The 12,267-nt window shown below is 67.5% G+C and carries 12 protein-coding genes; 5 read left to right on the top strand and 7 right to left on the bottom strand.

The features are described 5' to 3' along the window. Positions 1-74: 74 nt before the first annotated feature. From ACNQS7_RS31895 to ACNQS7_RS31885, 3 genes are read right to left on the bottom strand one after another with little or no spacing between them, the layout of a single operon-like run. Positions 75-1,637 (bottom strand): FAD-dependent monooxygenase, encoded by a 1,563-nt coding sequence (locus ACNQS7_RS31895; RefSeq protein WP_418015709.1) that lies wholly within the window; start codon positions 1,635-1,637, stop codon positions 75-77. Positions 1,638-1,676: 39 nt separating this feature from the next. After that, complete coding sequence (locus ACNQS7_RS31890; protein WP_418015708.1) at positions 1,677-3,212, bottom strand: glycerol-3-phosphate dehydrogenase/oxidase; 1,536 nt, start codon at positions 3,210-3,212, stop codon at positions 1,677-1,679. Further along, entirely contained in the window at positions 3,212-3,784 is a 573-nt protein-coding gene (locus ACNQS7_RS31885; protein WP_418015707.1) for a TetR/AcrR family transcriptional regulator, read from the bottom strand. Before ACNQS7_RS31885 ends, ACNQS7_RS31890 begins: the two co-directional genes overlap by 1 nt. 47 nt (positions 3,785-3,831) lie before the next feature. On the opposite strand from ACNQS7_RS31885, the gene ACNQS7_RS31880 reads away from it, so the two are divergent. The 3 genes from ACNQS7_RS31880 to ACNQS7_RS31870 are packed head-to-tail and all read left to right on the top strand — an operon-like array spanning position 3,832 to position 6,888. Continuing rightward, positions 3,832-5,412 carry an FAD-binding oxidoreductase gene (locus ACNQS7_RS31880; RefSeq protein ID WP_418016239.1) on the top strand — a complete coding sequence of 527 codons (1,581 nt, stop codon included), beginning with the start codon at positions 3,832-3,834 and terminating at the stop codon, positions 5,410-5,412. Between the two features lie 17 nt (positions 5,413-5,429). Beyond that, positions 5,430-6,347, top strand: a complete 918-nt coding sequence (locus ACNQS7_RS31875) for a diacylglycerol kinase (protein WP_418016238.1) — start codon at positions 5,430-5,432, stop codon at positions 6,345-6,347. 31 nt (positions 6,348-6,378) lie between these two features. After that, the gene (locus tag ACNQS7_RS31870; RefSeq protein WP_418015706.1) at positions 6,379-6,888 is read left to right on the top strand and encodes a hypothetical protein; all 510 of its coding nucleotides are present in this window, start codon (positions 6,379-6,381) and stop codon (positions 6,886-6,888) included. An 86-nt stretch (positions 6,889-6,974) separates the two neighbouring features. Here ACNQS7_RS31870 and ACNQS7_RS31865 read toward each other — a convergent pair whose 3' ends face one another. From ACNQS7_RS31865 to ACNQS7_RS31855, 3 genes are all read right to left on the bottom strand, one after another. Beyond that, positions 6,975-7,487, bottom strand: coding sequence for a DUF3145 domain-containing protein (locus tag ACNQS7_RS31865; protein ID WP_055577186.1), 513 nt, complete (start codon positions 7,485-7,487; stop codon positions 6,975-6,977). Between the two features lie 129 nt (positions 7,488-7,616). Then, positions 7,617-8,453, bottom strand: a complete 837-nt coding sequence (locus ACNQS7_RS31860) for a serine hydrolase domain-containing protein (protein WP_418015705.1) — start codon at positions 8,451-8,453, stop codon at positions 7,617-7,619. Continuing rightward, on the bottom strand, positions 8,454-9,524 hold the full coding sequence (locus ACNQS7_RS31855) for a class I SAM-dependent methyltransferase (protein ID WP_418015704.1): 1,071 nt from the start codon (positions 9,522-9,524) through the stop codon (positions 8,454-8,456). Positions 9,525-9,556: 32 nt separating this feature from the next. On the opposite strand from ACNQS7_RS31855, the gene ACNQS7_RS31850 reads away from it, so the two are divergent. Continuing rightward, a complete protein-coding gene (locus tag ACNQS7_RS31850) occupies positions 9,557-10,642 on the top strand; it encodes an S-(hydroxymethyl)mycothiol dehydrogenase (RefSeq protein WP_418015703.1) in 1,086 nt (361 codons plus the stop codon). After that, on the top strand, positions 10,642-11,265 hold the full coding sequence (locus ACNQS7_RS31845; RefSeq protein ID WP_418015702.1) for an MBL fold metallo-hydrolase: 624 nt from the start codon (positions 10,642-10,644) through the stop codon (positions 11,263-11,265). The genes ACNQS7_RS31850 and ACNQS7_RS31845 overlap by 1 nt, the downstream gene beginning before the upstream one ends. Before the next feature lie 253 nt (positions 11,266-11,518). On the opposite strand, the gene ACNQS7_RS31840 is transcribed toward ACNQS7_RS31845, so the two are convergent. Then, the gene (locus ACNQS7_RS31840) at positions 11,519-12,238 is read right to left on the bottom strand and encodes an SHOCT domain-containing protein (RefSeq protein ID WP_418015701.1); all 720 of its coding nucleotides are present in this window, start codon (positions 12,236-12,238) and stop codon (positions 11,519-11,521) included. Between the last annotated feature and the right edge of the window lie 29 nt (positions 12,239-12,267).

Raw genomic sequence — 12,267 nt, 5'->3', positions numbered from 1 at the left:
ACTTTCCCCCGCGAGCAGTCGCAAAGTCGCACGTTTCCCTTCGGGAACGTGCGACTTTGCGTCTGCTCACCCCCTCACCTCAGCGCCAGGATCCTTCCGAGCGCCTGTTGCAGTGCTGCAGCGGGGTCGGGCGGCAGCTCCTCTGTCCGCCATCCCACGAAATCGTCGGGGCGCACCAGCAGCGCTCCCGTCGCGCCTAGACCATTGACGTGTAACCACTCCGGCTCATCGATGCGGTGCATGGCGACATCGAGACCGGCCGCCGCGGCACGCCACCGCTCGTCGGCCGAGAGCACCGTGAACCGGGGACCCAACAAGTCGAGTGTGGAAACCCGCCGACCGTTGCGGTGCAGCCACACATGGGGGACACGCGTGCCCGGTTGCCCCCGCAATTTCGGTACCAACTGGACGTTGCCGGAGTCCGGGTCGTCGGCCAGCACCGCAGCCGACCGGTACCGGTAGCCGATCAACAGCTCGAACATCGAGCACTCTTGGTCGGGCGCCAATTGCGGCCGCTCGTCGCCCAATTCGAGCGCGGCCAGCGTCGGTCCGCTCAGCGACTGATGGGCCGCGAACCGGCCGACCGGGTGCCGCTCGCGGTGGTAAGTGTCCAGCAGCGCCGGTCCGGCACGTCCGTGCAGCACCGCAGCCAGCTTCCAGGCCAGGTTGTGCGCACTCTGAATGGCGGTGTTGGCTCCCCCGGCCTTGAACGGCGGCATCGTGTGCGCGCTATCGCCGACCAACAGCACTCGCCCACAACGGAACTGGTCGGCCACCTGCTCGTAGGGCTGCCACGACGCGATCTCGACGATCTGCACCTCGACCTGCTCGCCGATCGCCGCGGTCACCAGCTCGGCGCACCGGTCAGGTGTGAATTGTTGGGCTGTTTCGCCTTTGGCGGGAAAGTAAGTCATGATGAACATGCCGCGGTCCTCGTCGATCGCGAGGAAGATTCCCGGCGCGGCCGGGTTGCTGATCTGCACGGCATCGCCGGTGTCGACGTAGGGCGCGAAGGTGCGCCAGGCGGCCCGAAAGTAGATGAAGACGACGAAGATCGGCAGCGCCCCGTACCCGGAAGCCGGGATCGACAACGCCTTGCGGATCGGGCTGTGTACGCCGTCGGCGGCGATCAGATACTCGGCTCGCAAAGTCTGCGTGCTACCCGAATCGCGTTGCGCCAGAACGGCGGTGACACCGTGGCCGTCCGCCTGAAACGAAGCGAGCTCCGTACCGTACCGGACCTCGCTGCCGCGACGTCGCGTCGCTCGCAACAACATCGGCTCGGACTCGCTCTGCGGACAGTACTGTGCGGCAGGTTCGGGACTCACCGCGTCCAGCCCGCCGAAGATTGCGTCCATGTCGATCGCCGGGCGCCCTGGGTCCGTGCTGGCCAGCGTCGGCTTGACCACCATGGTCGACACCCGACCGGCCACCGCGTGTACCTCGTCGCCCAGACCGAGCCCGCGCAGGATTTCCAGGCTCCGAAAGCTCAGATTGCGCGCCTTGGGGTAGATGAACGTCTCACGGCGCCGGTCGATCAGCAGCGAGCGCACGCCGTGCTGGACAAGCAACGCCGACGTCGCCAGGCCACCCACCCCGGCTCCGACGATCAATACCCGAGGGCCCTCCCCCGTCACCGTTACGAAACTACAACTCGCGCACGGATGTCGCGAGAGTCAGCGCAAGGCTCCCAGGAACTCCTCAGCCACGGCGACCACCTTGTCGCGGTCCCGCGGCACCAGCCCGATGCGGGTGCGCCGGTCGAGGATGTCACCGACTTCCAGTGCACCCTCGTGGGTTACCGCGTACTCGAACTCCGCGCGGGTCACGTCGATCCCGTCGGCGACCGGATCGGTGGGCCGCTCACACGTGGCCACCGCGACGACGTTCGCCGCCTCGGCGCCGTACCGCGCCACCATGGAGGCCGGTACGTTACCCGGGCCCGCGGCGGGGCCGGGATTGGCCGCGGCCCCGATCAGCGGGAGGTTACGGGTCCGGCACTCCCCGGCCCGCAGCTGGCGGACCTTGACCGCCCGGTTGAGCACATCCTCTGCCATGTAACGGTATTCGGTGAGCTTGCCCCCCACCACGCTGATCACCCCGGTCGGCGACTCGAAGATGGCGTGATCACGCGAGACGTCGGCGGTGCGCCCTTCGCCGGTGTCGATCAGCGGCCGCAGCCCGGCGTAGGAGCCGATCACATCCGCGGAAGAAACGGTGGTCCCCAGCGCCGTGTTGACCGTGTCGAGCAGGAATGCGATCTCCGCCGAAGACGGCTCCGGCACATCGGGAATCGGACCGGGCGCGTCCTCGTCGGTCAGCCCGAGGTAGATCCGGCCGAGCTGCTCGGGCATCGCGAACACGAACCTGTTCACTTCGCCGGGGATCGGAATGGTAAGCGCCGCAGTCGGATTGCCGAACGCCGCCGCGTCGAACACCAGATGCGTTCCCCGGCTTGGCCGTAACTTCAATGCCGGGTCGATGTCACCACCCCACACGCCCGCGGCGTTGATCACCGCGCCGGACTTCACCTCGAACGACTCCCCGGTCCGCTGGTCGGTCAGCCGCACCGAGGTGGCGGTGGCATCGGAGGCGGTCACGTAGGTGAGGATCCGGGCGCCGTGCTGGGCGGCGGTACGCGCCACCGCCGCCACCAGCCGGGCGTCGTCGATCAACTGCCCGTCGTAGTTGAGCAGCCCGCCCGCCAGGCCGTCACGCTGGACGGTCGGCGCCAACTCCGCCACCCGTTGCGCGGAGATCCGCCGCGACCGGGGCAGCGTCGACGACGACGTTCCCGCCAGCACCCGCAGCGCGTCACCGGCCAGAAAACCGACCCGCACCAGGGCGCGGTTCACATGGTTCATCGCCGGCAGCAGCGGAACCAGTTGCGGCATGGCATGAACAAGGTGAGGGGCGTTGCGCGACATCAGGATTCCGCGCTCGACGGCGCTGCGCCGGGCGATGCCGATGTTGCCGCTGGCCAGATAACGGAGCCCGCCGTGCACCAGTTTGGAGCTCCAGCGGCTGGTGCCGAACGCCAGGTCGTGCTTTTCCACCAGCACCGTGCGCAGGCCCCGGGACGCGGCGTCCAGGGCGATGCCGACGCCGGTGATGCCGCCACCGATAACGACGACGTCGACCTCGGCGCCATCGGCCAGTGCGGTGAGGTCCGCGGTACGACGGGCAGCGTTGAGAGCGCTCAGGTTATCCATCAGGACAGGTATCCGTTCAGTGTGTAGGAGAGTTGGGTGGCCAGGGCCTCGTCGTCGAGGATCGGCTTGACGATGTCGGCGGATTGAATGGTGGACTGGGCGATCAGCAGGATCATGGTCGCGAACTGCCGGGGGTCACCCGGCCGGACGCTGCCCGCACGTTGCGCTTCCGCGAGCCGCTGTGCCAGTCCCTCGATCAGGAACTGCTGGCTGACACCGAGGCGCTCGGTGATGTAGACCCGCGCCAACTCTGAGTGCATGACCGACATGATCAGCTCATCCCGGCGCAACCGGTCGGCGACCGCCACCACCTGCTTGACCAACGCCTCCCGGTCGTTGCCTTCGAACGGCACCTCGCGCATCACGTTGGCGATGTGATCGGTCAGCAGCGTGGACATGATCGACTGGGTGTCCGGCCATCGGCGGTAGACCGTCGGGCGGCTCACCCCCGCCCGGCGGGCGATCTCGGCGAGCGTCACCCGATCCGCGCCGAAATCGACCACGCAGCTCGCCGCGGCAGCTAATATTCGGTCCCCGGTATCCAAATTTGGGTCATTACTCATTGACACCATGTGTAATACTGTAACGCATGACGCACCTCGAGGAACTCCTTCCGCCAATGAAATGGAACGCGTGGGGGGATCCCGCCGCGGCCAAGCCACTCTCCGACGGGATCCGCGGCTTGCTGAAGCAGGTTGTGGGCCTTGCAGATTCGGATGAAGCCGAGCTGCAGCCCGACGAGGTGAAGCTGCGCCCGTGCGCCCTGTCCCAGGCCGACCAGGACGGGCTCGCCAAGATCGTCGGCGGCGAATTCTTGCGCACCGCCGACCGGGACCGGTTGCTGCGCGCCGGCGGCAAGTCCACCCCCGACATGCTGCGCCGCAAAGACCGCGGCGTCCAGGACGCGCCCGACGCGGTGCTGCTGCCCGCCGATGACGACACCGTTCTGGAAATCCTGCGCTACTGCTCCGACCACGGCATCGCGGTCGTCCCGTTCGGCGGCGGCACCAACGTCACCGGCGGACTGGACCCCACCCGCGGCCAGTTCTCCGCGGTGATCTCGCTGGATCTGCGCCGCTTCGACGAACTGCACTCGCTGGACAAGGTGTCCGGGATCGCCGAATTGGGTGGCGGCGTCACCGGTCCGGATGCAGAACGCCTCCTGGGCGAACAGGGCTTCTCCCTGGGGCACTTCCCGCAGAGCTTCGAGTACGCCACCATCGGTGGCTTCGCGGCGACTCGTTCGTCCGGACAGGACTCGGCCGGCTACGGCCGGTTCAACGACATGATCGTGGGACTGCGCATGGTCACCCCGGTCGGCATCTGGGACCTGGGCCGGGTGGCAGCCTCGGCGGCCGGCCCGGATCTGCGCCAGCTGGCGATCGGTTCGGAAGGCACGCTGGGGGTCATCACCAAGGTGCGACTGCGGGTGCACCCGGTCCCGGAGACCACCCGTTACGAGGCGTGGTCGTTCCCGGATTTCGCGACCGGAGTCGCGGCCCTGCGGGCCATCACCCAGACCGGCACCGGACCCACCGTCGTGCGGCTGTCCGATGAGGCGGAGACCGGGGTCAACCTCGCCACCCACGAGACGATCGGCGAAAACCAGAACACCGGAGGATGTTTGGGCCTGACGCTGTTCGAGGGCACCAAGGAGCACGCCGAGAGCCGGCACGCGGAAACCCGCGCGCTACTGGAAGCCAGCGGGGGCACCTCGCTCGGCGAAGGTCCGGCCAGGACCTGGGAACACGGCCGGTTCAGCGCACCCTACCTGCGCGACTCGATGCTGGCCGCCGGTGCGCTGTGCGAGACGCTGGAAACCGCCACCGACTGGTCCAACATCCCCGCCCTCAAGGCCGCTGTCACCGAAGCGCTGACCAGTTCACTCGCCGAGTCGGGCACCCCGGCGCTGGTGATGTGCCACGTGTCGCACGTCTACCCGACCGGCGCCTCGCTGTACTTCACCATCGTGGCCGGGCAGCGCGGCAATCCGCTCGAGCAGTGGTGGGCCGCCAAGAAGGCCGCGTGCGACGCGATCATGGCTACCGGCGGAACCATCACCCACCACCACGCCGTCGGCGCCGACCACCGGGCCTGGATGCGGCAGGAGGTGGGCGACCTCGGTGTGCAGCTGTTGCGTGCGGCGAAGGCCACCCTGGATCCAGCCGGAATTCTCAACCCCGGCAAGCTGATTCCGTGACGCAGCAGTCCCCCGTCCTGAGCCGGCGCGAGATCGCGAAGGTGACCGCGCTGACAAATCCGTTGTCCGGGCACGGCGCCGCGATCGAGGCGGCGCAACGTGCGATCGCCCGTTTCCACAAGCGCGGGATCGAGGTGGTCGAGATCATCGGCGACGGTGCCGAGGACGCCCGCTTTCTGGTCGCCGCGGCATTGGAGAAGGGCACCGACGCCGTCGTCGTCACTGGCGGCGACGGCGTCATCTCAAACGCCCTGCAGGTGCTGGCCCAGACCGATGTGCCGCTGGGCGTCATCCCGGCCGGCACCGGAAACGACCATGCGCGCGAATTCGGGATTCCCACCAAGGATCCGGAGGCCGCCGCGGATGTCGTGGTGGACGGCTGGACGGAAACCATTGACCTGGGCCGCATCAAGGACCAGCACGGCGTCAACAAGTGGTTCGGCACCGTGGCGGCAACGGGATTCGACTCGTTGGTGACCGACCGGGCCAACCGGATGACCTGGCCGCACGGGCGGATGCGGTACTACATCGCGATGCTCGCCGAACTGTCGCAGTTGCGGCTGCTGCCGTTCCGGCTGGTGCTCGACGGGCAGCAGGTGATCGAAACCGACCTGACGATGACCGCCTTCGGCAACACCCGCAGCTACGGCGGCGGAATGCTGATCTGTCCCAACGCCGATCGGTCGGACGGCCTGCTCGACCTCACCATGGTGAGATCGGAGTCGCGGACGAAGCTCATCCGCTTCTTCCCAACCGCATTGAAGGGCACGCACGTCGGACTCGACGAGGTCACCACCGCACGGGCCAAGACCGTCGAAGTCGAATGCCCCGGAATCAACGTGTACGCCGACGGCGACTACGCCTGCCCGCTGCCGGCCGAGATCTCGGCGGTACCGGCCGCGCTGCAGGTGCTGCGGCCGGCCCACAAGGTGTAACAAACCGGTCACGCGATGCGACATGTTCAGCATGTCAGCTTTGGGCAAGGCAGCGTGGGCGGTGGTGGTGGCCGCTGTGCCGCTGTGCGCGGCTCCGGCGGCCCATGCGGGTGAAGTCGCCTCCTGGAACGGCGAATACCTCGTCGTGCTGGGCGCCAATGCTAAGTCCGGTACCAGCGTGGCGGCCGGTCAACCGGAGTTCGCGCACCGTTCCACCGTCTCGTTCACCTCGAACTGCGCCGCGGGTGTCTGCGTCGCCACGGTCGACAACCCTCCCGCGCCGAAGAACGAATCGATGCCTCGCACAATCGAATTCACCTGGAACGGGTCACAGTGGGTGCGCGAGATGACGTGGAAATGGGACTGCCTGCTGCCCGACGGCACCATCGAGTACGACCCCGCGAAGTCGATAACGGTCTACACCCCAGGGCAATACGGCATTCTCACCGGCGTCTTCCACACCGACATCGCCAGCGGCACGTGTCAGGGCAATGTCGATATGCCGGTGTCGGCCAAGCCCATTTCCGGGCCGGTCACCTAGCCCCGCCGAGCAGACGCAAAATCGCCCTGGAGCGTGCGCTCCAAGGGCGATTTTGCGTCTGCTCGCGGGACCTCGCGGGACGGAGGTTAGCCCACTCCGCGGCTCAGCCAGGTGACCTCGCCGGCGTCGCCGCCGTCGCGATACGGCTCGAGGGCCTCATCCCAGGCGGTGCCCAGCACCGAATCCATCTCGGCGGCAAGGGTGTCGGCGCCCTGGGCCATCAGCGTGCGCAACCGCATCTCGCCCACCATGATGTCGCCGTTGGCGCTCATCGGCCCGCTCCACAACCCCAGCTGCGGGGTGTGGCTGAACCGGTGCCCGTCGACGCCGGGGCTGGGATCCTCGGTCACTTCGAACCGCAGCACCGACCACGATCGCAACGCGTTCGCCAAGCGGGCCCCGGTACCGACCGGGCCGACCCAGTTGGTGACCGCGCGCAACTGCCCGGGCATGGCGGGCTGCGGAGTCCACACCAAATTCGCCTTGGCTTGCAAGGTCGACGACAACGCCCACTCGACATGCGGGCACACCGCCGCTGGCGAGGCGTGGACATACACCACACCAGCCGTCACGTCGGCGAACTGATTCGACGCACGCATCTTCTTGCTCCTTCGGTTCCACGAGGGACGTCTTCCCCAACGACCTGGTGAACCCGATCAAGCAGATACTGCGCGATATATTTTCTTGTGTCCTGCGTGTCTATTGTGCCTTGTGATACCTGTGTTGCGCTAGTGTGCATTTTCCTTTCCGGCGTACGCAGCTAAAACCGCGTCCGAAAGCGCCGGCCAGGGCTTCAGCGCCCACTCCCCGAAGTCGCGGTCGGTGAGCACCACCAGCGCCAGGTCCGCATCGGGATCCACCCAGATGAACCCGCCTGACTGGCCGAAATGACCGTAGGTGCGCACCGAGTTGCCCGCGCCCGTCCAGTGCGGTGACTTCGAGTCCCGCAGCTCGAATCCCAGCCCCCAGTCGTTGGGCCGCTGGGACCCGTATCCCGGCAGCACCCCGTCGAGACCCGGGAACTGCACGGTGGTCGCGTCGGCGTGCATCCGCGCCGAAACCGTCGCCGGGCGCAGCAGGTCACCTGCGAACCGGACCAGGTCGTCGACCGTCGAGGTCGCGCCGTAGCCGGCGGTGTCGGCGCCGCCGTCGAGTCGCGTCGAGGTCATCCCCAGCGGCTCGCACACCGCCTCGGTGAGGTAGCGGCTGAACTCAATCCCTGACTCCTGCTCGATGGTCTGGGCCAGCACGGCGAACCCGTAGTTCGAATAGATGCGGCGGGCCCCGGGCCGCGCCAGCACGTCACCGGAAAGCATGGCCAGTCCGGAGGCGTGCGCGAGGAGGTGACGCACGGTGGACCCGGGCGGGCCGGCCTCGGTGTCCAGTTCGACGACGCCTTCCTCGACGGCGATCTGCGCGGCCCGCGCGACGATCGGCTTGGTGACCGACGCCAGCGCGAAGACACCCGCGGTGTCACCGTGGGTGGCCCGCACTCCGTCCGGGCCGACGACCGCGGCGGCGGCGTGGGGGACGGGCCAGTCGTCCAGGACGTCGAGCGCGCTCATCTACTTGCGCGCGATGTAGTAGTTGTTGATCGGGTCCGCCTCGACTTCGGCGACAACCACGTCACCGAAGCCGGCGTCGGCCAGCATCGAGGTGGCCAGTTGCGTCCCCCAGGCCGCTCCCAGCCCGGCGCCGCCGTGGGCCAGCGACACCGTCATGCAGTGCATCAGGGACACCGTGTAGAGATAGGTGCTCATCGGTACATCGACGTTGTCCTCGAGCCGACTCGATGCCTTGATATCTGCCATCAAAAACACGCCGCCCGGCCTCAACGCGCGGTGGATGTTCTCCAGCACGCGCGCCGGTTGGGCTTGGTCGTGGATGGCGTCGAACACCACGATGACGTCGTAGGCCGCCTCCTTGTCCAGCGTGGGCAGGTCGTGGCTTTCGAAGGTCACATTGGACAGACCGAGCCGGGTGGCCTCGTCGCGGCCGGCTGCGATCGCCTCCTCGGAGAAGTCGATACCGGTGAACCGGCTGGCCGGGAACGCCTGAGCCATCACGTTCACGGCATGTCCACTGCCGCAACCGAAGTCGGCGACGTCGGCCCCCGACCGAAGACGTTCCGGCAGGCCGTCCACCAGCGGCAGCACCACATCGACAAGCCCGGCGTCGAACACCACACCACTCTGCTGGGCCATCAACGTGTGGAAGCGGGGATATTCGCTGTAGGGCAGCCCGCCGCCCGCCCGGAAGCAACCGAGGATCTTCTGCTCGACCTCGCTCAGCAGCGGCACGAACTGGGCCACCAGGGCGAGATTGTTCGGCCCGGCCGCACTGGTCAGCACCGCCGCGCGCTGGGCGGGCAACGTGTAGGTCCCACTCTCGGCGTCGTAGTCGACCACGCGGCCGGTTGTCATGCCGCCCAACCACTCTCGGACATAGCGCTCGTCGAGCCCAGCGGCTTCGGCAATCTCCGCGCTGCTGGACGGCGGCAGTGCCGCCATGGTCTCCAGCAGCCCGGTCTGATGTCCCAGGCTCAGCAGCAGCGTGAGGCTCGCGTTGTCGATCGTCGACACCATCCGGTCGGTGAAGGCCTGGACAGTTTCGGTGCCGGTCTCGGGTGCCGTCATGCGAAGCGACGCTACACCGTAGTTTGGAGGCCATGAGTCAGACAGTGCGCGGCGTCATTTCGCGGAGCAAAGGGAAACCCGTCGAGTTGGTCGACATCGTCATCCCCGACCCCGGACCGGGCGAGGCCGTCGTCGACATCACCGCGTGCGGTGTGTGCCACACCGACCTGACCTACCGCGAAGGCGGCATCAACGACGAGTACCCGTTCCTGCTCGGGCACGAGGCCGCCGGCACGGTCGAAGCGGTCGGTCCCGGCGTCACCCACGTCGAACCCGGCGACTTCGTGATCCTGAACTGGCGCGCGGTGTGCGGGCAGTGCCGGGCCTGCCGGAGAGGCCGGCCGCATCTGTGCTTCGACACCTTCAACGCCGAGCAGAAGATGACGCTGACCGACGGCACCGAACTGACGCCCGCACTGGGCATCGGAGCGTTCGCCGACAAGACGCTGGTGGCGGCCGGGCAGTGCACCAAAGTCAATCCGGAGGCCGACCCGGCCGTTGCGGGCCTGCTCGGGTGTGGGGTCATGGCGGGCCTTGGCGCGGCGATCAACACCGGCGGCGTCACGCGTGATGACACGGTCGCGGTGATCGGCTGCGGCGGCGTGGGCGACGCCGCGGTCGCCGGTGCCGCGCTGGTCGGGGCGAAGAAGATCATCGCCGTCGACACCGACAACGCGAAACTTGAGTGGGCCCGCAAGTTCGGCGCCACCCACACCGTCAACGCCCGCGAATTCGATGTCGTGGAGACCATTCAGGACCTCACCGACGGCTTCGGGGTCGACGTGGTGGTCGACGCCGTCGGCCGGCCGGAGACCTGGAAGCAGGCCTTCTACGCCCGCGACCTCGCCGGGACCGTGGTGCTGGTAGGAGTGCCGACGCCGGACATGCGCCTGGACATGCCACTGGTGGACTTCTTCTCCCGCGGCGGCTCGCTGAAGTCGTCCTGGTACGGCGACTGCCTGCCCGAGCGCGACTTCCCCACCTTGATCGACCTCTACCTGCAGGGCCGGCTGCCGCTGGAGAAGTTTGTCTCCGAGCGAATCGGGCTAGACGGCATCGAGGAGGCGTTTCACAAGATGCACGACGGCAAGGTATTGCGTTCGGTGGTGATTCTCTAATGGTGGTCATCGACCGGTTGGTCACCCACGGCACGTTCGAACTTGACGGCGGCAGTTGGGAAGTCGACAACAACATCTGGCTGGTGGGCGACAACTCCAACGTCGTGGTGTTCGACGCGGCGCACGACGCGGCGCCGATCATCGAGGCCGTCGACGGCCGTCACGTGGTGGCGGTGGTGTGCACGCATGGCCACAACGACCACGTGACGGTGGCTCCGGAACTCGGTAAAGAGCTCGACGCGCCGGTGTTGCTACACCCCGCCGACGAAGTGCTGTGGCAGATGACGCACCCGGACAGCAACTTTGAGCCGATCTCCGAAGGGCACGCGCTGAAGGTGGGTGGCACTGAGTTGCGGGCCATCCACACCCCGGGGCACTCACCTGGATCGGTGTGCTGGTACGTCCACGATCTGGGTGTGGTGTTCAGCGGTGACACCCTGTTCTCCGGCGGGCCAGGGGCTACCGGCCGGTCCTACTCGGATTTCCCGACGATCCTGCAGTCGATCTCCGAGCGGTTGGGCAAGCTGCCCGGGGAGACGATAGTGCACACCGGCCACGGCGACAGCACGACGATCGGCGACGAGATCGTGCACTACGAGGAGTGGGTGAAGCGCGGGCACTAAGTCGGTTGCCCGGCTCGCGAGACCCTTGCGGCGCGCTCCGCGCCCCCTCGCGAGCGACCGCGCCCTCTGCTTTCAATCGCGAGCGACCGCAAAATGCCAGCCACAGCGGCGCGTCTGCGGCAACACGCGGGCGCTCGCCCACCTATGCCCACACAGACCCTGCGCGAGCGACCGCAAAATGCCAGCCACAGCGGCGCGTCTTCGGCAACACGCGGGCGCTCGCCCACCTATGCCCACACAGACCCTGCGCGAGCTACAGCCCCTCCATAACCCGCCGCTTCTCCGCCTGGAACTCCTCCTCAGTCAACGCACCCGAGTCCCGCAGCGCGGCAAGAGTTTTCAGGCGCTCGACCCGCACGCCCTCGCCTGAGGGCTCGTACGCCGCCGGCGGCGCGACGACGGCATACCCGCCGCCGACCGAAGGCACCGGCCTCCGGCGCACCCGCGCCAGCCACATGATCGACAACGTCAGGTCGACCAACCCGACCACGAACAGCGCCACGAAAACCCAGACCAGATACCCATACGAGCTCTGATGCCCGAAAGCCAGTCGCGGGTTGATGTATCCGTTGACCTGGCCATCGGTCATGACCTGGTAGGTGCCATCGGCCGGTACCTGGACATTCCACACCCGGATATGTGCGTCATTGTTGACTGTCGTTGTGCTGCCGATACTTTCGGTGACCTCCGGCTGCGGCACGCCGTCCGGCGGGGTGATCGAGATGCGCATCGGCGGCACCGGTAGGCCGCCGCCGTCGGTCCCGCCGATGACCAGGGTATGCAGGCTGACGGTCGCCTGCCCGGCAGGCAGATGCACGCTCCCGGATCCTGGTACGGGCACCTCACCGTAGGCGTCGTAGTCGTCCAGGAAGAAGACGTTGAGCACCAGCGTGGTGATGAAGCCGGCGACCGACACGACCAGCGTCACAATCGCCAGGATCAACGAAGCCTTGGCGACCCGTCTGCTATTCATCCAGGCAGTGTGTCACGCACGGCGGCGAC

Source organism: Mycobacterium sp. 23 (assembly GCF_048287075.1).
GTDB classification, from domain to species: Bacteria; Actinomycetota; Actinomycetes; order Mycobacteriales; family Mycobacteriaceae; genus Mycobacterium; species Mycobacterium gordonae_B.
This window is presented reverse-complemented; position numbering and strand designations above follow the sequence as displayed.